General features: G+C 66.1%; 19 protein-coding genes. 8 read left to right on the top strand and 11 right to left on the bottom strand.

All coding sequences use genetic code 11. The features are described 5' to 3' along the window. Positions 1–216: 216 nt before the first annotated feature. The gene (locus Q0X16_RS09150; RefSeq protein WP_297833341.1) at positions 217–1,953 is read right to left on the bottom strand and encodes a M1 family metallopeptidase; all 1,737 of its coding nucleotides are present in this window, start codon (positions 1,951–1,953) and stop codon (positions 217–219) included. A gap of 123 nt (positions 1,954–2,076) precedes the next feature. Then, positions 2,077–2,886, bottom strand: coding sequence for a hypothetical protein (locus Q0X16_RS09145; RefSeq protein ID WP_297833339.1), 810 nt, complete (start codon positions 2,884–2,886; stop codon positions 2,077–2,079). Here Q0X16_RS09145 and Q0X16_RS09140 point away from each other — a divergent pair. Then, positions 2,881–3,432 carry a hypothetical protein gene (locus Q0X16_RS09140; protein ID WP_297833337.1) on the top strand — a complete coding sequence of 184 codons (552 nt, stop codon included), beginning with the start codon at positions 2,881–2,883 and terminating at the stop codon, positions 3,430–3,432. The genes Q0X16_RS09145 and Q0X16_RS09140 overlap by 6 nt on opposite strands. 61 nt (positions 3,433–3,493) lie before the next feature. Here the strand turns inward: Q0X16_RS09140 and Q0X16_RS09135 are convergent, their stop codons facing one another. The 7 genes from Q0X16_RS09135 to Q0X16_RS09105 all read right to left on the bottom strand — a co-directional run bounded on the left by Q0X16_RS09135 (position 3,494) and on the right by Q0X16_RS09105 (position 9,479). Beyond that, entirely contained in the window at positions 3,494–3,760 is a 267-nt protein-coding gene (locus Q0X16_RS09135; protein WP_297833335.1) for a DksA/TraR family C4-type zinc finger protein, read from the bottom strand. 76 nt (positions 3,761–3,836) lie between these two features. Then, the gene (locus Q0X16_RS09130; RefSeq protein ID WP_297833334.1) at positions 3,837–5,894 is read right to left on the bottom strand and encodes a M13 family metallopeptidase; all 2,058 of its coding nucleotides are present in this window, start codon (positions 5,892–5,894) and stop codon (positions 3,837–3,839) included. Positions 5,895–6,000: 106 nt separating this feature from the next. Beyond that, positions 6,001–6,924 carry a M14 family metallocarboxypeptidase gene (locus Q0X16_RS09125; RefSeq protein ID WP_297833332.1) on the bottom strand — a complete coding sequence of 308 codons (924 nt, stop codon included), beginning with the start codon at positions 6,922–6,924 and terminating at the stop codon, positions 6,001–6,003. Between the two features lie 103 nt (positions 6,925–7,027). Then, complete coding sequence (locus Q0X16_RS09120) at positions 7,028–7,261, bottom strand: hypothetical protein (protein ID WP_297833330.1); 234 nt, start codon at positions 7,259–7,261, stop codon at positions 7,028–7,030. Between the two features lie 83 nt (positions 7,262–7,344). Then, entirely contained in the window at positions 7,345–7,893 is a 549-nt protein-coding gene (locus tag Q0X16_RS09115; protein WP_297833328.1) for a cytochrome b, read from the bottom strand. 61 nt (positions 7,894–7,954) lie between these two features. After that, positions 7,955–8,962 carry an FAD:protein FMN transferase gene (locus tag Q0X16_RS09110; protein ID WP_297833326.1) on the bottom strand — a complete coding sequence of 336 codons (1,008 nt, stop codon included), beginning with the start codon at positions 8,960–8,962 and terminating at the stop codon, positions 7,955–7,957. A 76-nt stretch (positions 8,963–9,038) separates the two neighbouring features. Next, positions 9,039–9,479 carry a c-type cytochrome gene (locus Q0X16_RS09105; RefSeq protein WP_297833324.1) on the bottom strand — a complete coding sequence of 147 codons (441 nt, stop codon included), beginning with the start codon at positions 9,477–9,479 and terminating at the stop codon, positions 9,039–9,041. Between the two features lie 211 nt (positions 9,480–9,690). Between Q0X16_RS09105 and nosZ the strand changes: the two genes are divergently transcribed. From nosZ to Q0X16_RS09075, 6 genes are all read left to right on the top strand, one after another. After that, positions 9,691–11,616: a TAT-dependent nitrous-oxide reductase gene (gene nosZ, locus Q0X16_RS09100; RefSeq protein ID WP_297833322.1), complete on the top strand. Its 1,926-nt coding sequence runs from the start codon at positions 9,691–9,693 to the stop codon at positions 11,614–11,616. A 65-nt stretch (positions 11,617–11,681) separates the two neighbouring features. Then, on the top strand, positions 11,682–14,303 hold the full coding sequence (locus Q0X16_RS09095) for a NosR/NirI family protein (RefSeq protein WP_297833320.1): 2,622 nt from the start codon (positions 11,682–11,684) through the stop codon (positions 14,301–14,303). Further along, entirely contained in the window at positions 14,300–15,568 is a 1,269-nt protein-coding gene (locus Q0X16_RS09090; RefSeq protein WP_297833318.1) for a nitrous oxide reductase family maturation protein NosD, read from the top strand. Before Q0X16_RS09095 ends, Q0X16_RS09090 begins: the two co-directional genes overlap by 4 nt. Continuing rightward, positions 15,543–16,475: an ABC transporter ATP-binding protein gene (locus Q0X16_RS09085; RefSeq protein ID WP_297833316.1), complete on the top strand. Its 933-nt coding sequence runs from the start codon at positions 15,543–15,545 to the stop codon at positions 16,473–16,475. The genes Q0X16_RS09090 and Q0X16_RS09085 overlap by 26 nt, the downstream gene beginning before the upstream one ends. 12 nt (positions 16,476–16,487) lie before the next feature. After that, on the top strand, positions 16,488–17,303 hold the full coding sequence (locus tag Q0X16_RS09080) for an ABC transporter permease subunit (protein WP_297833314.1): 816 nt from the start codon (positions 16,488–16,490) through the stop codon (positions 17,301–17,303). After that, complete coding sequence (locus Q0X16_RS09075; RefSeq protein ID WP_297833312.1) at positions 17,300–17,830, top strand: nitrous oxide reductase accessory protein NosL; 531 nt, start codon at positions 17,300–17,302, stop codon at positions 17,828–17,830. The genes Q0X16_RS09080 and Q0X16_RS09075 overlap by 4 nt, the downstream gene beginning before the upstream one ends. Before the next feature lie 60 nt (positions 17,831–17,890). Here Q0X16_RS09075 and Q0X16_RS09070 read toward each other — a convergent pair whose 3' ends face one another. Next, on the bottom strand, positions 17,891–18,781 hold the full coding sequence (locus Q0X16_RS09070) for an acyltransferase (protein WP_297833310.1): 891 nt from the start codon (positions 18,779–18,781) through the stop codon (positions 17,891–17,893). A 112-nt stretch (positions 18,782–18,893) separates the two neighbouring features. Between Q0X16_RS09070 and Q0X16_RS09065 the strand changes: the two genes are divergently transcribed. Beyond that, on the top strand, positions 18,894–19,730 hold the full coding sequence (locus tag Q0X16_RS09065) for an MnmC family methyltransferase (protein WP_297833308.1): 837 nt from the start codon (positions 18,894–18,896) through the stop codon (positions 19,728–19,730). A gap of 16 nt (positions 19,731–19,746) precedes the next feature. On the opposite strand, the gene Q0X16_RS09060 is transcribed toward Q0X16_RS09065, so the two are convergent. Continuing rightward, on the bottom strand, positions 19,747–21,038 hold a 1,292-nt coding region (locus Q0X16_RS09060; protein ID WP_297833306.1), incomplete at its 5' end, for an OmpA family protein.

Raw genomic sequence — 21,038 nt, 5'->3', positions numbered from 1 at the left:
TTGACTGCCTGTCTGCTTTTGCCTTTCGGAAGATGCCCAATGCGATGCCAGCGGATGGGCGGCCCCATACGCGACCATCGGCGGCATGGATGCCGCCGATGAGCCTACATGGACGTATTCACGGCGTGTCGCGCATGGGGCCGCCCATCCGGTGGCAACCGGCTCGCCCAAGCTAAAGCTAAAGCTAAAGCCTTCCAACCCACAGAGTGCCGCCAATCAGTGCGCACCCGCCGCCCGCTCCCGCTCGGCCTTGTCGCGCTGGTAGTCGGCCATGTACGGCAGGTCACGCAGCACCCTTGAGTGCGGGTCAAGGGTGAAACTCTCGTCCGCAGCGATCGCCACCTCGCCATGGCCGTTCGTCATCGGCACGTCCACCACGCGCGCGCCGACGCGCACCTGCACCGGCATCGGGAACGGCCGGTCGCCCTCGGTCCGCCAGCGCAGCACAAGCGTGTCGCCATGCCGCTCCGCCACCAGCTGCGGCAACCGTACCGAGCGCAGGTAGACGTCGAAGAACCAGCGATAGTCCTTGCCGGTGACGCGATTCACGATCCCGATGAAATCGTCGGTCGAGGCAAAGCGCGGCGAGAAATTCCCCGGCCGCGGCGCATCGGTGCCATACACCAGCTCGCGCGTCGCGCGGAAGAACGCCGCATCGCCGATCAGGTTGCGCAGCGTGTGCAGCGTCAGCGCGCCCTTGTAATAGACGTCGTTGCCGGGGCCGCGGCTGGCGTCGGACACGTCCTTCTCTGTCATGGGACGGTCGCTCACCACCGGATGGCGCAGCATCAACACCGAGCGCATCTTCATCAGCGCCGCCATGTATTCCATGTCGCCGCGCAGCCACTGCAGGTAGAGCGGCTGCATGTAGGTGCCGAAACCCTCGTGCAGCCAGAAATCGTCCCAATCGACGTTGGTGAGCTGGTTGCCGAACCACTCATGGGCGAATTCGTGCTGCAGCAGCCAGTCGTAACCGGTTTCGGATTTCCTGTAATCGTTGCCGTAGGCGTTGACCGTCTGGTGTTCCATGCCCAGATACGGCGTTTCGACCACGCCCATCTTTTCGCTTGCGAACGGATAGGGCCCGATGTTTTCCTCGAAGAAATCCAGCATCGGCGCGAACTCGGCGAACAGCCCTTCGGCCTTGGCCTTGTTGCCCTTCAAATACCAGTAGCGCAGGGGAATGACGTTGCCATAGCGCGATCGATATTCGGCCTGCAGCAATTCATAGGGGCCGATATTGAGCGCGACCGCGTAGGTGTCCGGCATACGCGCGCGCCACACATAGGTGCGCCAGCCGTCGTGCTCCCGAACCGAATCCTGCACGCCGTTGCCGACCGCCACCAGCGGCGCCGGCACCGTCACCCGTTCGATCACTTCCAGCGGCTTGGCCATCGGATGGTCGATGCACGGCCACAGGAGGTCGCACCCCTCTCCCTGCACCGCGGTGGCCACCCACGGCTCGCCGCCCGACGCCGTGGCCCAGACGATGCCACCGTCCCAAGGCGCCTTTTTGGCGACGTGCGGATGACCGCCATAGCGGATCCGCAGCACCGCCTGCCCGCCAGCGGGCAGTTGCTGCGGCAACTCGATGCGCATCCGCCCTTCCGGATTGCTCCAGCGCGCGGGAACGCCGTCCACCATGACGGATTCGACCGCGTAGTTCCGGTCCAGGTCGACCACCAGTTGCACAACCGGGCGATCCACGCGCAGTTGCAGGCTGGCGTCGCCATCCAGCCATTGCCGCGCCGGATACACCTTGAAGGACAAGTCCGCCCGCACGATGGTCGAGGCCAACTGTTCGGGTGTGCGCGGCAACCCGGTGGCCGCCGTGGTGGCGGTCAGGGCGGGTTGTTCAGGCGGCGAGTCAGTCCGTTCAACGCCCTTCGCCTGAATGGGAGGCAACAACGCCCACAGCATTGCCGCGATCGCCCCTCGAAAAATCCATCCCATGTGCCGGCACCTCCAGACCGCCAGTTTGCTGGCATTGTGCGGCCATGCACGTGTCGATCGTCATTCAAGGCGTCCCGCAGAAACTGAATGGGAGCTTGCAAAATGCGGAGGAACAGGCAAACCTCAGCATTGATTCATCCTCGCAATTGTCAACTGCATTCGAAGGGCGCGAATGGTTTGCGTCCGGGGAGAGAGAAGATGACCCGCATACCCGCCACTCGGATACTGACGGCCGCCCTGCTCGGCACGCTGTTCGCATTCGGCACCGTGTCCTCGGCGTACGCGCAGCAGGATCACAACAACTTCCGCCAGCGTCGTGCGAGCCAGAACAATTCGGACAGTTCCGATTCGGGTTCGAATTCGGACTCCGGCAATGCACGTGTCCGGTCCGAAAATCGCGGCATCCGCGTCGGTGAGCCTTCGCCCTCGGGCAATGCGCAAGGCGAGCCGCAGCGTCCTGTGTTCCAGCGCCAGGATCGCGTTGAACCGCAGCGTCGCGACATGGAATCCCAGCGCCAGGAGCAGATGCAGCAGCGTCGGGACATGGAATCCCAGCGCCAGGACCGGATGCAGCAGCGTCGCGACATGGAATCCCAGCGCCAGGAGCAGATGCAGCAGCGTCGGGACATGGAATCCCAACGCCAGGACCGGATGCAGCAGCGTCGCGACATGGAATCCCAGCGTCAGGATCGGATGCAGCAGCGTCGCGACATGGAAGTCCAGCGCCAGGACCGTCTTGAGCGCAATCCACCGATCGTCGATCGCATGAACCGACCGGGCCGTCAGGAAAACCAGCGCCCGACCTCTTCGAACCTGCCCGAGATCCGTCGTCCGGATCCGTCGCGCTCGGTGGATCAGCGTCCCAACGCCAATCCGCCGCGGATGTCGCGCCCACAGCAGGAAAACCGGGTCGCGCAGCAGCGGCAGATGCACAATGACTGGCAGCGCCAGCGCAAAAACTATCAGTACCAGTACAACCGCTACGCGGAGCAGTATCGGCACTCGCATCGCGGCAACGGGTCGCGCTACCTCAACGACTACTGGCGTCGCTGGCTGGCCCAGCAGAACCGCTGGAACAACCATCGTTGGGACTACTACAACAACGCGTTCTTCTACACTCCCTACAACTACCGCTACAGCTACGGCGGCAACTGGTACTACACCAACAGTTATGGCGTCAGCTTCCTGCAACAGGCAATCCGCGACGGGTACCGTGAAGGCTGGTATGCCGGTCGCGCCGACCGCCATGACCGGTGGCGCTTCGACTACCGTGGCAGCTACGCCTACATGGACGCCAGCTTCGGCTACTACGGGTATTACACGGACCTGGGTACCTACCAGTACTACTTCCGCCAAGGCTTCGAGCGCGGCTACCGGGACGGCTACTACAACCGCTACCAGTACGGGCGCTACGACAACGGCGCGGCGATGATCCTGCCGGCAATCCTATCGGCGATCTTCACTGCGGCGCTGTACTGAGTTCGACCTGCAATCGCTCGGCCCTCAACGCCCGGCCTCGCGCCGGGCGTTTTTTCGTACCTCAGCGCAGTTGGCTGTCCTTGCTGCCACGGCGGTTGTAGCCGGCAAACGCAGCATCTTCGAGATCGTGCTCGGACTGACAGGCCACGCACAGCCGCACGCCGGGCACGGCGCGACGACGCGCTTCCGGGATCGGAGCATCGCATTCCTCGCACCGCCGCAGGCCGGGACCGGAGGGCAACTTCGCCCGCGCGCGGGCGATTCCGTCCTTCACGGTCGCATCGATCTGATCCTGCACCGCGCCATCGCCCGCCCAGCCGGTGGCCATGTCATCACACTCCGGGGTCGTTCCGGGGCAACCATACGCCATTCACGACTGACTGGCCAAGCCGCGCGGCACGAGATCACCAGATCCGCACCCGCTGGTCCGGCGCCAGATACAGGGCGTCGCCGGTCTTCACGTCGAAGGCATGGTACCAGGCATCGAGGTTGCGTACCGGGCCATTGGCGCGATACATCGCCGGCGAGTGCGGGTTGGTCTTGATCAAGGTCAGCAGCGCCTCGTCGCGGTATTTGCCGCGCCAGACCTGCGCCCACGACAGGAAGAAGCGCTGGGCGCCGCTGAAGCCGTCGATCACCGGCGCCGGCTTGCCGCCGAGGCTGAGCTGGTAGGCGGTCCACGCCATCGACAGACCGCCGAGGTCGCCGATGTTCTCGCCCATGGTCAGCGCGCCGTTGACGCACTGCCCCGGCAGCGGGCAATAGGCGTCGTACTGCGCGCCCAGCGCGCGGGTGCGCTGCTCGAAGCGCGCGCGGTCCGCGTCGGTCCACCAGTTGCGCTGGATGCCATCGGCGTCGGACTTGCTGCCCTGGTCGTCGAAGCCGTGCCCCATCTCGTGCCCGATCACCGCGCCAATCGCGCCGTAGTTGACCGCCGGGTCGGCGTTCACGTCGAAGAACGGCGGCTGCAGGATCGCGGCCGGGAACACGATCTCGTTGAACGCCGAGTTGTAATAGGCGTTGACCGTCTGCGGCGTCATGAACCACTCGTCGCGGTCGGTCTTCTGCCCGACGCGGCGGTTCTGGTCGTCGCGGTTGTAGCGCCGCAGCGCCATCGCGTTGCCGAGCAGGTCGTGGGCGTCGATGGTGACGCTGGAATAGTCGCGCCAGCGCGTGGGATAGCCGATCTTGGGCCGGAAGGTGGACAGCTTGCGGTAAGCCTCGGCCTTGGTGGCATCGCCCATCCAGTCGAGCTGTTCGATGTTGTGACGCAGCGCCGCGCGCAGGTTCTCGACCAGCCGGTCCATCGCCGCCTTGGCCTCGGGCTTGAAGTAGCGCGCCACGTACAGCTCGCCCACCGCATCGCCGAGGCCGCCGCGCCCGCCGACCCAGGCCACCGCGCGCTTCCAGTCGTCGCGCTGGGCCTGCTGGCCGGCCAGCACCTTGCCGTTGAACGCGAACGCGGCATCGTCGATCTCGCGGTTCAGGAGACCTGCGTTTCCTTCCACCGCATGGAAGGTCAGGTAATCGCGCCAGGTCGCCAGCGGGGTGGCGTCGATCAGGTCGATCACCGGCTGAATCACGTCCGGCGTGCTGATGTTCAGATCCTGCGGCTGCGGCAGCCCCTGCGCGCGCAGCTGGGCCACCCAGTCATAGCCGGGATATTGCTGCTGCAGCTGGGCGAAGGTGCGCACGTTCCATGTCTTGTCGCGGTCGCGCAGCTTGACCTTGTCCCATTGCGGCCGCGCGAGCGCGGTTTCCAGCGCCAGCACCGCCTGCGCGCGCGCCTTGGCATCGCCGCCGGTGACGCCGGCAAAGCCCAGCATGCGTTCGATATGGGCAAGATAGGCCGCGCGGATCGTCACGAAGCGCGGGTCCGGATTGAGATAGTAGTCGCGGTCCGGCAAGCCCAGCCCGCCGACGCCGAGAACGACCTGGTAGCGGTCGGGATCCTTGCGGTCGGTGCCCACGTACAGCCCGAACGGCGCGTCGGTGCCGTCGACCGCGGCATTGCCGAAGGCTTCGACCAGCCCGGCCTTGCTGTCGATGGCCGCGATGCGGTCGAGCAGCGACCGCAGCGGTGCAATCCCGGCAGCGTCGCGCGCGGCGCGGTCCATGTAGCTGGCGTAGAGATCGCGCAGCTTCTGCGCGTTGCTGCCGGGCGCAAGGTCGGTGCGGCCCTGCAGCCCTTCGATCAGCTCGCGTACCTGCTCCTCGGCGCGGTCGCGCAGCTCGTTGAAGGCGCCGTAGGAGGACTCGTCGGCCTTGAGTTGGTAGCCGTCGATCCAGTGGCCGCTGGCGTAGCGGTTGAAGTCGTCGCCCGGCTTGACCGACAGGTCGCGGGCGCCAAGGTCGACGCCGAACGCACCGATCTGCGGCGGATTCGCGGGCCCGGCGGCAATGGCGGCGGTGCTGATCGTCATGGCGATGGCAAGACACATTCCGGGCAGGCGAAAACTCACGGCAGGCTCCAGGGACAGGACATCGGCCAAGCCTAACGACAGGGCCGCCGACTTGCCCGTGCCAAAGGTTCGCTGCCGGCGGGCCGAAGCCCGCGCCCCGCCCGCCTCAGGAATGCGCCAGCGCGTAGTCCAGACCCGCGCACACCGCCGCGGCCTGCGCATCGTTGCACTGCTGCGGGGTGGCGCGCGGGCTGTCGGGATACACCTCGGTGGTGGTGGTGTAGCGCGCCCCGGTGATGCCGGCGCACAGGCCCAGCTTCACGAAGTCGTAGCGGATCACGCCTTCGGCCACCACCGGCGAACCGATGATGGTGGCGTCCATGTCCGACATGGCGATGTGGGTCACTTTTGCCACTGCGAGAATGATGGCGTCCTGGAATCCGGGCTGCGGATTTTCGCTGTCGTCCACCAGATAGAAGCCATCGGGGATCGTGCCCGGCTCGAACGGCTTACCGTCGCGCGCGGCCAGCGACGGCCGGAACTCGGACTCGTCGCTGTCGGTGGTTTCGTGCAGGTCGATGTGCATCAGGAAACGGCCACGCAGCGGCTGCACCAGATTCCACAGCGCCGCCGACTCGCCGGCGGGACTGTCTGCGAAGAAATTGCGGTTGGGATCGAGCGCATCCGGGTTCCAGCGGTGGATGCGCTCGTAGCCCCAGGGCGACACGCAGGGCGCGGCCAGCAGGTTGACCTTGCCAGCGTAAGCGTCGGCATGGCGTTCGAGGAACTGCAGCGCGCCATGCACGCCGCTGGTTTCGTAGCCGTGGACGCCACCGGTCACCAACGCGATCGGAAGCGCGTCGTCCCAGTTGCGGCTGCGCAGGCAGTACAACCGATAGCGTCCATCCACGCCGTAGTCCAATTCGCCGTACTGCGCGACGTCGAAGCGTCCGCGCAGCGCGTCGATTCGCACCACCACCTCGGCGGCATAGCTGCGCTTCTTCGTCTGCAACGCACGCCACTGGAGCTTTTCATCGTCATTCCAGGGCTGGCCCGGGGTTCCGATGGAGTGGAAGTTCGCTGACCACATGCCTGCATATCCCGAGGGTGACGATGCGCAACTTTAGCACCGCGATCCGCGCGTCATGCCGTCAGTCGGGCGGGGGGCGCGCTCGCGGCGGCGCCGAGGCAGATCAACCGCTGCACTCGCCGCAGCAGTTGGAGGCCTGTTGCTCGACCTCGCGAGGCGGATAGCCGGCCTGGGTCAGCACCTGGCGGAGTTCATCGGCGCTCATCCAGACCGTCGCCCGCAAGCTGCCGTCCACCGGATCGCGATCCACGATTGCCGCCGGATCGGACTGCTGCAGGGCATCGTTGATGGCTGCCAGATCGGAAGCTTCGGTCGCCAGTCGAATTCGAAATTCCATACACACCACCACGCCAGAACCGGCGTCAAGAGTCATTCTGCGCGTGCGGCCGTTGGCCGCCCGTCACATCCATTCGTTGCCCTTCAGAGCATGCGCTCAAGCACGTTGTCGCGCTTGATCAAGTGATGCCACAGTGCTGCAAGGACGTGCAGCCCGATCACCCAGTAAAAGATGGTGCCGATCGTCTCGTGGATTTCTTCGAGCTGATGGCCGAAATCCTTGTCCACCGCGACAGGTACAGGCAGGGCGATCCCGGTGAAGGGGATCAGGACCTGTTTGCCTTCGTAGGCCGCAGTCAGGCAACCGAGGATCGGCATCACGATGAAGAATGCGTACAAAGCCAGATGCATGAGCCTGGAAAATGTCGCGGTGAACCTGCCCAGCGGTGGCTGGATCGGCGGCGTTCCGCCGCGAACGCGGCTGGACAGGCGCCACCACACCAGCAGGAAAATCGCGATTCCGGACCAGTAGTGGCCCTGCATCATCGCGTTGCGCGGCGCGCTTCCCTTTGGAAACGATCCGTGGAACTCGACGAACACATAGGCGGCCACGATCAGCAGTGCCATCCACCAGTGCAACTGCCGCACGGCACGCACGTAGCGAGGACGGGTCAGAACGTTGACGGTTTCCATCGGCATTCCCTCAAAGTGGTCGGAACATGCTCAATCCTGTCGCAGGTTCACGCTCCGCGAATCATGCCGCGACCGGCAAAAGTAATGCCTGCATGGCGCTGGACTGCCAGACCGTCCCGTCGGCATGGGCGCTGAGCACCGCGCTGCCCGGGCGTGCCGCGCTCCACCGCGCCGCCGCCTTCGGCCCCTGCACCATCAGCGCGGTGCCCCAGCCGTTCACGACATCGACCTCGCGCGCGAACAGGGTGACGCCGTGGACGCCGGCGGTCGGCCAGCCGGTTTTCGGATCCAGCACATGGTGCAACAGGCGGCCGTCGCGCACGAAGGCGCGCTCGTAGTCGCCGGATGAGGCGACCACGCCCTTGCCGTCGATCTCGATCGCGCCCAGCAGCTGCGTCGGCTTGCGCGGATCGCGCACGCCCACCCGCCAGGGTCGGCCCGCAAGGCGGCCCATCGCCAGCACGTCGCCGCCGCCATTGACCAGGGCATTGGCGACGCCTTCACGCCGCAGCACGCGCAGACCGGCGGACAGGATCGGCAGCTTGGCGATCCCGCCCAGATCCAGCGCCATGCCGGGCCGGGCCAGGAAAGCCGTCCCCGCGGCCGGATCCAGGTGCAGGTCGCCACCCCCCACACCTCGCAGTTCGGCGGCCAGTTCGCTGGTCGTGGGAATGGATTGGTGCCCCGGTTCGAAACGCCAACCCACCAAGGCGCCCACGGTGGGATCGTAGGCGCCATTGCTCTGACGGTACACGCGCTGCGCGGATTGCAGTACCGCCATCACCTCGGCGGGCACGGCGACCGGATGCTTGCCGGCCGCCGCGCCGATGCGAGCCACGACGCTGTCCTTGCGGTAACGGCTCATCATGGCTTCGAGCCGCTGCATTTCCGCAAACGCCCTGCCCAGCGCCTGCTGGGCGACAGGCGCTTCCACGCCATCGACGACGATGTCGACCCGGGTCCCCATCAACGCGCGGCTGGCGCGCTGGGGGGCCAGAGGCGAAGACGAGGTGGACTCCTGATGTCCCGCCGCCCGCGCCACCCAAGGCAGGGTTCCAAGAAGCGGCAACACCATGCTGAAACGTCGCCGCGTCCAGCGGCCTCCATGATCCGCGTCTGCCACGTCAATCCTCCGACATTCCGGATTACTGCGACTGCGCCACCATGTAATCGACGGCGGCCTTGACATCCTCATCGCTGAGCGAAGCGTTGCCACCACGGGCCGGCATCGCGCCGGCATTGCCGTTGTAGCCTTCCAACGCATGCTTGTAGAGCGTGTCCTTGCCCTGGGCGATGCGCGGACCCCAGTCGGCCTTGTCGCCCGGCTTGGGCGCGCCGGCCAGACCGCTGGCGTGACACAGCGCGCAAGTGGCGCCAAAGACTTTCTTGCCGACATCATCGCCCGAGGCGGCGGCATCGGTGGCGGCCGTTGCCGCGTCGGATGCAGGCGCGGTCTCGGCCGGCGCGGCCGTGGGCGCTTCGGCAGCCGGTGTGGCATCCGCCGCCGGGGCGGGAGCCTCGGACTTGCCGCAGGCCGAAACCAGGAGAGCCAGCGCGAGGGCAGAGGCCAATGGGAGAAGTTTCATGGTGTTTTCCTCAGTTGTTGTCAAGAAAAGATAAAACCGAATGACGGGCGATCGATTGCAAAAATCTATCCATTTCGCCGCTGCATGGGCGCATTTTACCGGCACTACCCTGCAAAAATTTGATCCAGCGCAATTCCGCATGCTCGAGCTCAGGCGACCATTCGCATCGGAGCAATAACCCTCCACCAACCCGAGGCCAACGAGGCAAGCCATGAGCGATGACCATAAGGAAGACCCTGGATTGAGCAGCACCGGCCTGAGCCGGCGCAAATTCATCAACACCACCGCACTCGTCGGCCTGACTCTGGGCGTGGCGGCCTGCGACAAGACCGGCGCCCCCGGCGCCGCGGGCGAAGGCACTGCAGCCGGTGCGGAGGGTTGCGCAAGCCCGACCGAAATCAAACCCGGCGAGCTCGACACCTACTACGGGCTGTGGAGTGGCGGCCACAACGGGGACATGCGTGTGCTCGGTCTGCCATCAGGTCGTGAAATCCACCGCATCCCCTGTTTCGTGCCGGACGCGCTGGTGGGCTGGGGCATCACCAACGAGTCGAAGGCGGTGATGGGCACCAAGCCGGACGGAACGCCGCTGTATCAGGTGGCGGACACCCATCACACCCATGCCTCCTACAAGGACGGCAACTACGACGGCCGTTACGCCTGGATCAACGACAAGATCAATTCGCGCATCGCCCGCATCCGCCTTGACTATTTCGTCTGCGACAAGATCACCGACCTCCCCAATGTGCAGGGCTTCCACGGGATCTTCCCGGACAAGGCCGACCCGGTCGACCCGAACAAGAACTACACCACCCGCGTGTTCTGCGGCGGCGAGTTCGCCATTCCGCTGCCCAACGACGGCCATGACGTCAATGCGCCGGAGAAGTATCGATCGCTGTTCAGCTGCGTCGATGCCGAATCGATGGAAGTGCGCTGGCAGGTGCTGATCGACGGCAACTGCGACCTGGTGGCCACCTCCTACGACGGCAAGCTGGCGGCCACCAACCAGTACAACACCGAAAACGCGGTGCACTACGAAGACATGATGTCGGCCGAGCGCGACGCCTGCCTGTTCTTCAACGTCGCCCGCATCGAACAGGCGGTCAAGGACGGCAAGTTCAAGACCTACGGCACTTCCAGTGTTCCGGTGGTGGACGGCACCCGCGACGGCAACAAGGATCCGAAGACCGCGCTGGTGGCCTATGTCAGCGTGCCGAAGAACCCGCACGGCGTGAACGCCAGTCCGGACGGCAAGTACTTCATCTGCGCCGGCAAGCTCTCCCCGACCACCACCACCATCGAGCTGAGCAAGGTCCTCGACTGGTTCGAGGGCAAGATGGACAAGCTCGACGATGCCATCGTGGCCGAGGTGGAAGTGGGCCTGGGACCGCTGCACACCGCGTTCGACGGTCGCGGCAACGCCTACACCACGCTGTTCCTCGACAGCCAGGTGGTGAAGTGGAACATCGAGAAGGCGATCGCCTTCCACAAGGGCGACAAGAGCGCGAAGTACGTGGTCGATCGCATCGACGTGCACTACCAACCGGGCCACATCAACGCATCGCAGTCGGAGACCAAGGCGGCCGACGGCAAGTACCTGGCCGTGGGCTGCAAGTTCTCGAAGGACCGCTTCCTGCCGGTCGGGCCGCTGCATCCGGAAAACGAGCAACTGATCGACATCTCGGGCGACAAAATGGTGCTGCTGGCCGATCACCCGGTGCGCGGCGAGCCGCACGACTTCATCATCTTCAAGCGCGACATCGTCACGCCCAAGCAGGTCTACAACCTCGACGACTCGCCGATCGCGGTCAAGGACGCCAAGGACTCCGGCGTGTTCCGCGACGGCAACAAGGTCACGGTCAAGCTGACCTCGCAGGCGCCGGCGTTCAGCCTGCGCGAGTTCACGGTCAAGAAGGGCGACGTCGTCACCCTGATCCTGACCAATCTCGACAAGGTCGAGGACCTGACCCACGGCTTCGCGCTGCCCAAGTACAACATCCAGTTCGTCATCAACCCGCAGGAGACCAAGTCGGTCACCTTCGTGGCCGACAAGCCGGGCGTGTTCTGGGCCTACTGCTCCACCTTCTGTCACGCGCTGCACCTGGAAATGCGCACGCGCATGATCGTCGAGGCATAAGGCGTCCTGACCCGCAGGCGCCGCGTTCGCGCGGCGCCTGCTCCCCCCGCTTCAGGATTTTCGCAATGCTCCCATTCGTTCAACGGTTCCTTGCCCTCTGGGTACCGCTGTTCCTGTCGCTGGCGCTGCTGACCCATCCCGCAGCCGCCGACACCTACGAAGCCAAGCTTCCCGACACGCTGGCGACCGCGCCGGACATGTGTGCGCTGGTCGATTGCCGGAGCGTGTTCCCGGGCGCGACCCATTTCTCGCAGCGCAAGGGCCGGCCGCCCTACGTGGAGGCTTACGACAGCGACGGCCCGAACAGGAAACTGCTCGGCTACGTCTTCCTGTCCACCGACATCACCGACACGCCCGCCTATTCCGGCAAGCCGGTGGTGACGCTGATCGGCATGGACACCCAGGGCCGCTACGTCGGCGTCAAGGTACTCAAGCATTCCGAGCCGATCCTGCTGCTGGGCATTCCCGAATCGGCCCTGATCCACTTCAACGACCAGTACATCGGCAAATCGGTCAAGGACACCATCGAAGTCGGCCCATCGCGCCCGGACGAGAACGTGCTCGGCGTGGACGCCATTTCCGGCGCCACCGTCACCGTGGTCGCGCAGAACCAGGTCATCACCACCTCGGGCGCGGCAGTCGCGCGCCAGACCGGCATCATCGCGCCAACCGTGCGCGCGCAGGCGCGCTTCGTCGCAACCGGCAAGCACTACAGCTGGAGCGAACTGGTCAAGATGGGCGCCGTCCAGCGACTGATCGTGCGCCCCGAGGAAGTCGGCCTGCCACGATCGTCCGAACCGTTCATCGAGCTGTGGTTCGGCGACCTGAACCAGCCCGACGTCGGCCGCAGCCTGCTGGGCGACAACAGGTTTGCGCGACTGCACGAAGACATGCAGGACGGCGAGAACGCCATCTTCGTGATCCGCACCGCAGGACACGAGTCGTTCAAGGGCTCGGGCTTCGTGCGTGGCGGCATCTACGACCGCGTGCAGGTCAAGCAGGGGTCGGATTCCTTCACGTTCCGCGACCTCGACGCTCAGAATCTCTACGGCATCGAAGCCGCCAGCGCGCCGCACTACAGCGAGGCGGCGATCTTCCTCATCCGCTCACACGCGTTTTCCGCCGCCTATCCATGGAAGCTGGCCTTCCTCGGCAACCGCGTCGATCGCGAAACCGGCCACCGCAGCTTCACCGTGTTCGAGGCCAAGCTCTGGCTGCCTGCGGAACTGCTGCAAGGCGGTCGACCGAAAGTGGAGGAGGCGCAGGCGCCGTGGGTGCGCATCTGGAAGAGCCAGCCGATCAAGATCGCGCTGTTCGCGCTGCTGCTGGTCGCCTGCGGCGTGGTGTACGCCTTCCGCGAGAAGCTCACGCGTCGCTCCACCCACAAGAACAAGTGGCCGGTCAACGGTTTCAAATACACGTTCTGGGCGATCAGCATCTTCCTGATCGGCTTCGGCCTGATGGCGCAACCCTCGGTGACCCAGGTGCTGACCTGGTTCCACTCGATCCTGTTCAATTGGTCCTGGCCGCTGTTCCTCACCGACCCGTACATCTTCCTGTTCTGGGTCTTCATCATCGTCACCGTGTTCCTGTTCGGACGCGGGCTGTTCTGCGGCTGGCTGTGCCCGTTCGGGTCGCTGCAGGAAGCGATCTACAAGATCGCGCGCTTCCTCGGTCTCGGAAAACTCCAGTTCAAGCTGCCGCAGCGCTGGCACGACCGCCTGAAGTGGGTCAAGTACCTCGTGTTCTTCGGTCTTCTGGCGACCTCGATGTTCTCGATGGGGTTGGCCGAGAAGCTGGCCGAAGTGGAACCGTTCAAGACCACCTTCCTGGTCGGAATCACCCACCGCGCCTGGCCCTACGGGCTGTTCGTGGCGGTGCTGCTGGGCCTGTCGATCTTCATCGAACGTCCCTATTGCAAGTACGTCTGCCCGCTCGGCGCCTCGCTGGCGATCCCCAGCACCTTCCGCTGGTACGGGCTCAAGCGCAAGCAGGATTGCAACAGTTGCAAGGCCTGCGCCATCGGCTGCGGCGCGCAGGCGATCGACGCCGACGGTCGCATCGACCACCGCGAATGCCTGCATTGCCTCGATTGCATGATCCTGTACACCGACACCGGGGGCTGCCCGCCCCTGGCCAGAGAGCGCAAGCGCCGCGAGCGTCGCGAATTGCCGATCACCCTGATCGCCGACAACGGCTACTTCCTGCCGCTGGAAGGCGAGCGGTTCGAAGACCAGATCCTGCCCAAGGCGGTGGGCGGCGTCGATCCGCGGATGCCGACCGACCCCACCCTGCCCGCGCACAAGCACGACGTCGGATTCTTCCAGTGGGTCTGGCTGGAGCTGCGCGACCATCTGTGGCCGTGGAGCCGCACCGGCTGGCGCAACGCGCGCGGGTTGCAGATCCTCGGGTTTGCGCTTGCGGTCGCTGCCACCAGCGCCTGGGCGCTGGCCGCCAACGGGCACCTGTCCTCCGGCGCGATCATCGGCTGGTGGTTCGGCTGGAGCGTGTACGAGGTATTGATCCGCATGACCGGACGGCCCTACGTGAAGGACGGCCCATGGTGGCGCGACATCTACCGCGAGGCCGGCCTTTTTGACATGATCAGCTACGTGAGCTTCAAGAACCTGATGATCGGTGCCGCCCTGTTCCTCGTGCTCAAATCGCTGGGCTGGATGATCGCATGAAGCGATTTCTGCCGGGGCTGCTGCTGGCGGCCCTGTCCAGCCTCGGCATGGCGCAGGCGGCCACTCTCACGGCGCGCCCCGGCGACAACCTCGCGGCCATCGTCAAGGCCGCCAATGCCGGCGACGTGGTGGTGGTCGAACGCGGCTTCTACCGCGCCAACCTGCTGATCGACAAGCCCCTGACCCTGCGCGGCCTGCACCGCCCCACGCTCAGCGGCGGCGATCGCGGCGACACCATCCGCGTGACCGCGCCTGACGTCACGATCGAAGGCCTGATCGTGCGCGATTCCGGCGACAGCCTGAAGGACCAGAACGCCGGAATCTACCTGTATCCGGGCGCCCACCGTGCGGTGGTGCGCAACTGCGACCTGACCTACAACCTGTTCGGGCTTTGGATCGAGAAGGCCGACGACGTGCTGATCCAGCACAACATCATCACCGGCAAGCGCGACTACGATTCGCCGCTGCGCGGCAACGGCATCCAGCTCTACAACACCCAGCGCGCCCGGGTGCTGGACAACAACATCAGCTTCGTGCGCGACGCGCTCTACGTGGACGTCTCCCACCACGCCATCTTCCGCGGCAACAAGCTGCACCACAGCCGCTACGGCACCCACTACATGAACTCCTACTACAACCTGTGGGAGAACAACGACACCTATTACAACCGCGGCGGTCTTGCCCTGATGGAAGTGCGCAACCAGACGGTGCGCGGCAACCGCGCCTGGGGCAATTCCGACCACGGCATCATGCTGCGCACCCTGCAGGACTCGGTGATCGAGGACAACGTGGTCGCCGGCAACGATCGCGGGTTCTTCATCTACGACGTCGAATACGTCACGCTGCGCAACAACCTGGTGGTGGACAACCGCGTCGGCGTGCACCTGGCCGCAGGCTCGATCAACAACGTCGTCGAAGGCAACGATTTCATCGGCAATCGCGAACAGATCCGCTACGTCGCCTCGCGCGACGTTCGCTGGGGCGGGAACAGCGGCAATTTCTGGAGCAATTACCTCGGCTGGGATCGCGACGGCGACGGCCGCGGCGACACGCCCTACGAGGCCAACGACGTGGTGGATCGCCTGACCTGGCGCCATCCCGGCGTCAAGCTGCTGCTGGCCAGTCCGGCGATCCAGACCCTGCGCCTGATCGGGCGCCAGTTCCCGATCCTGCGCGCCCCTTCGGTGGTGGACGACCGCCCGCGCATGCGTCCGACGCACGCACAATGGAGCCAATGGCGTGGCAAACACTTCCCCGGGCACTGACAGGCCGGCCATCGCCCTGCGCGGCGCCCGCAAGCACTATGGCGAGGTGCGCGCGGTCGATGGCGTGGATCTTGAAATCCACGCCGGCGAGATCCTCGGCCTGATCGGACATAACGGCGCCGGCAAGAGCACGTTGTTCAAGCTGATGCTCGGACTGGAGACGCCGACAGCGGGCGACATCCTGATCGGCGGCACGCCGGTGCGCGGGCGCGCCTTCCGCGCCGTCCGGCGCGGGATCGGCTACCTGCCGGAATCGGTAGTGCTCTACGACAACCTCGATGGACTGGAAACGCTGCGCTTCTTCGCGAAATTGAAAGGCGCGCCGCGCGAACAGTGCGCGCAGCTGATCGAGCGCGTGGGCCTCGCCCACGCCGGCAGGCGGCCGGTGCGCGAATATTCCAAGGGGATGCGCCAGCGCCTCGGGTTCGCGCAGGCGCTGCTGGGATCGCCGCGCGTGCTGTTCCTCGACGAGCCCACCAACGGTCTGGACCCCGAGGCGATCCGCGATTTCTACGTCGTCCTGCGCCAGCTGCAGGCCGAGGGCACGACGATCGTCATCACCTCGCACATCCTCGCCGAACTGCAGGAGCGCGTCGACCGGCTGACCATTATGGCCTCGGGCAAGCTCCTGGCCACCGGCAGCGTGCACGATCTGCGCGAACGCACCAACCTGCCGCTGGTGCTGGAACTGGATCTGGACCCAGCCGACTTCGGCGCGGCAACGGAGGCTCTGCAGGCGCTGACCGCCGACGCGCCGCAAACCACGGCAACCGGCTTGCGCTGGCATTGCCCGCGGGCGAACAAGATGGCCGCCCTGGCGGCGCTCGCGCCGCTGGGCACGCGGATCCGCGACCTGCGCCTGCTGGAACCTTCGCTCGAAGACATGTTCTTCGGTCTGTCGAACTGAGAATCGCCGCGCATGGAACTCACCCCGATCCTTACCATCGCAGCCAAGGAATTCCGCGACCGCATCCGCAACCGCTGGGTGCTGGCGATCGCGCTGGTCTTCCTCGTGTTCTCCCTCGTCATCGCCTGGTTCGGCGGCGCCCAGCAGGGGCAGGTCGGGTTCCGCTCCATCGAATTCACCATCGCAAGCCTGGTCAGCCTCGTGATCTACCTGATCCCGCTGATCGCGCTGCTGCTCGGCTTCGACGCCGTCGTCGGCGAACGCGAGCGCGGCTCGCTGGGACTGCTGCTGGCGCTGCCGATCACCCGGCTGGAGCTGCTGCTGGGCAAATACCTCGGCCTCGCGTTGGCGCTCACCCTGTCCACCTGCGCCGGCTTCGGCGCGGTGGCGGTCGTGCTGTGGAAGCACCTCGACGCCGCCGGCCTGTACCACTACGCCGGCTTCATGCTCAGCAGCGTGCTGCTGGGGCTGGCGTTCCTGAGCATCGCCGTGCTGCTGTCGGTGCTGGCGCGCGAACGCACCCGCGCTTCCGGCATGGCGATCGCCGCCTGGTTCTTCTTCGTGCTCGTGTTCGACCTGGTCATGCTCGGATTGCTGGTTTCCACCGGCGGCAAGGTCGGCGGCGACAGCTTCGCCTGGCTCCTGATGCTCAATCCCACCGACGTGTTCAGGGTGCTGAACGTGTTCTCGATGGAGGACGTGCGCACCCTCTACGGGCTGGCCAGCGTGATGCCCGAGTCGCTCGGAAATCCGCTGAGCATGGGCTCGGTGATGGTCGTGTGGATCGTCGCTCCCCTGCTCATCGCCAACTGGAGGTTCAAGCCATGATCCTGCGCTCCGCCGCGCTCGCGCTCGCCCTCGCCCTTGCCGCCACTGCGCTTGCCGCGGGCTGCGCCAAGCCCGAGGCCGGGCAGGCTTCGACGGCCCCGGTTGAAATCACCGCCGGCACCTCGTGCGAACTCGACGGCATGCTGCTGGCCGACTACCCCGGCCCCAAGGCGCAGATCCACTACGCCGACGCCGAGCGTCCGGCGTTCTTCTGCGACACCGTCGAACTGTTCAACACCCTGCTTGCCGGCGAACAGGTGCGCGCGGTGCGGGCCGTCTACGTGCAGGACATGGGCAAGGCCGACTGGAACGAGCCCAAGGGCCACTGGGTCGACGCCAGGACCGCCAGCTATGTTCTGGGCAGCAAGCGCGAGGGTTCGATGGGCCCGACCATCGCCAGCTTCGCCACACGCGGCGATGCCGAGAATTTCGCCAAGGAATACGGCGGCCGCGTGCTCGGCTTCGGCGACATCAGGCTGGACATGGTCGATTTGCGCGGCGGAGCGCTGCACGACTCCCAGATGTGATTGCCGTCCGCCGCAAGATCCGCAGGCCGGCGCGGAGGCAATCGGTCGCCCTACGATTGGCTATTCGCCGTCCGTGCGTCCAAGCATCCGCCCGAGGTCGGCGTCCTTCTCGACCCACAGCCCGTTCATCCACTGCTGGAAGCGCGCCCGGAAGGCGCGGTCGTTCTGGTAGTCGCCCCCGGCAAGGTCTGCGGGAATCAGGCGCTGGCGCACCTGCACCCGCACCTCGGGAACACGGTTGGCCATCAGGTCGACCAGAGAGGGAATGCCCGCGGGATAGGCGATGCTGACGTCGATGATCGCTTGCAGTCCTTGCCCCATGGCATCCAGCACGAAGGCGACACCGCCGGACTTCGGCTTGAGCAGGTGCCGGTACGGCGAGGATTGGCGCTGGTGCTTGGCCTGGGCGAAACGCGTGCCCTCGATGAAGTTCATGATCGACACCGGGATCGCGCGGAATTTCTCGCAGGCGCGGCGGGTGGATTCGATGTCGCGGCGCGCCAGCGCCGGGTTCTTCGCGACCTGCTTGGGCGTGTAGCGGCCCATGAACGGGAAATCCAGCGCCCACCACGCCAATCCCAGCAGCGGCACCCAGAACAGTTGGCGCTTGAGGAAGAAGCGCAGGAACGGAATGCGCCGGTTGAACGCTTTCTGCAACACCAGGATGTCCACCCAGCTCTGGTGATTGGCCAGCACGAGGTAGTGGCCGTCGCGCTGCAGGTCGAGATCGCCCTCCAGGTCGAGACGGGTCCGGGTGAAGGCATCCCACATCCAGTTGTTCACGCCGATCCAGCTCTCGGCGCAGCCTGTCAGCAGCGGATTGCAGGCCACCTTCAGGCGCTGGACCGGCAGCACCAGTTTGACCAGCGTCACCAGCAGGATCGGCACGACGTGCAGGCAGGTGTTGGCGACGATCAACAAGAACAGCAGGGCGACGCGAATCCAGGCCATGGGTCGGATGTTGCCGGAGTTGCCCCCATTGTCGCGAAAACCCGCAACAAATTCAGGCCCGGGGGAAGGCGATCTGGATGGCGCGGCGCCCGTCTGCCGCCATAATCGATGCATGTCCCGCTACACCGGCCCCCTGTTGACACGCCAGACGGCCGCTGCCCTGCACGCCGCGCGTGCGGGCGGTGAGGCGCATTGGGAAGGCTCCCTCGATTTGGGCCGCAGCAAGGATCGGTTGCTGCTGGAAGTCGATGGCTGGAGCTGGCGCGGGGCACGCTACCCGTGGCCGGAGCCGCTCAAGGACCGGACCATCTACTGGTGGGACGGCGAAGGTTACGCCCCGGCGTCGCGCTACGCTGGAAAACTGATCAAGCTGGTGCCGACCGCATGGGGCGTCCCCACCTTCGAGATCGACGGCATCAAGATGCTGCCGACCGCGCGCGAATCGCCGCTGGAGGACGCCCGCCGCAAGGTGGCGCAGGTGGAGGTCTCAGGCAAGCGCGTGCTGGACTGCTGCGGCGGACTGGGCTACTTCGCCGCCTGCTGCCTTGACGCAGGTGCCGCCCGCATCCACTCGTTCGAAAAGAACGAGGACGTGCTGTGGCTGCGCACGCTCAACCCGTGGTCGCCCGACCCCGAGGCCAGCGCGGGGCGACTGCAGCTGACCCATGGCGACATCGCCGAGGAGATCCAGCAGTTCCCCGATGCCGCTTTCGACGCCGTCCTGCACGACCCGCCGCGCTTCGGCATCGCCGGGGAACTGTATTCGGCGGCGTTCTACCAGCAGCTGGCGCGGGTCCTGCGCCGCGGCGGGCGGCTGTTCCACTACACCGGCCGGCCGAACGCGCTGACAACGGGCCGGGACGTCCCGCGCGAGGTCGCGCGCCGGCTGGCGTCGGTCGGCTTCCAGGCCGCGCCGGCACTCGACGGCGTGCTCGCCACGCGCCGCTGATGCGCGGAGCGCCGCCCTACTTCAGCCCGCCGATTTCCACCCGCCGATTCAGCGCCCGGCCCTGCTCGGTCGCGTTGCTGGCCACCGGGCGGGTTTCGCCATCGCCCTCCGACTGCAGGCGGTCGGCCGCGATGCCCTTGTCCACCAGCCACGCTACCACCGCCGCAGCGCGCTGCTGCGAGAGCGTCAGGTTGTGGGCATCGCTGCCCTGATCGTCGGTGTGGCCGGTGACGCGCAGTCGCAGCTGCGGCCGCGCGTTCAGCAACGCCAGCACCTGATGCAAGGTGGCATCGGATTCCGGCTTCAGGCTGGCCTTGTCGGTGTCGAAATAGATGCCGTACAGGTCGACGTGCTCCTGCCGGTCGAGTTGCTCGCCCAGGCCCGCCGCATCGTTCGCCATCGGTTCCAGTTCCAGCTGCAGTTCACCGGTCTGGCCGGCCACCAGATCCAGCGGCTTGCTGTCGGCCTGGTAGCCGGTATGGCTGCCGGTCACCACCGCCATCCCGGCCGGCACGCGCTCCAGCACGAACCGGCCCTGGGCGTCGGTCGTGGTCTCGCTGGTGTTGCTGGCGGATACCAGAACGCCCGCCAGCGGCTCACCGCTGTGCTTGTCGAGCGCCTGTCCGCGAATGGTGCCGACGTGGCGCCAGGGTTTCGGGTTCACCAGCAGGCGCATGAAGTCGATGGCGAAGCCGTCGGCCACGTCGTGGTCGGGGTCGTCGATCAGCAGCGACAGCTTGCCTTCGCGCAGCAGCGGCAGTTGCTCGGGCAGCAGCTGGATGGTGATCAGCTTGCCGATCGGGCCGGTCTGGTCGAGCGCGTTCAAGGTGGCGTCGAGCAGCGGCACGTCGGTACCGTTGAGGGTCGCCTTGAAGTGCGTGCCCCAGCGCGGCGACTGGAAATCGTCGACGAACAGCTGCAGCGCGGCACTTTTCATCTCGACGCCGTCGAGGTCGAACGCCAGCCGCAGCGGCCGCGGCTGGTTGTCGGGGCGCGACGTGGTGCCGGTGTAGCCGTCGCCGCTCGAACTGCGGTGGCCGCCGACCACCATGATGCGGTCGGTGCCGTCGGCATCGTGCTCACCCGGGTGGAACGGGAAGGAATGGCTCGGCGTCGAAGCGCCGGTGAACGGATCGAAGCCGTCCGGGAAGCCGAAGCCGAAGTTGTCCATGTCCCCGACCTGGAACACGAGGTCGGCATCGGGGCCGTCTTTTTCGACCTTGTCGGGCGCCGGCCCGGCAGAGGCCGGGGCCCGACCCCACCGTCCGGCAGCGGAAGCCCCGCCCCCCGCCCCGGCAGCGGGGGGCG

It is taken from the genome of Thermomonas sp., assembly GCF_025993755.1.
Taxonomy (GTDB): domain Bacteria; phylum Pseudomonadota; class Gammaproteobacteria; order Xanthomonadales; family Xanthomonadaceae; genus Thermomonas.
This window is presented reverse-complemented; position numbering and strand designations above follow the sequence as displayed.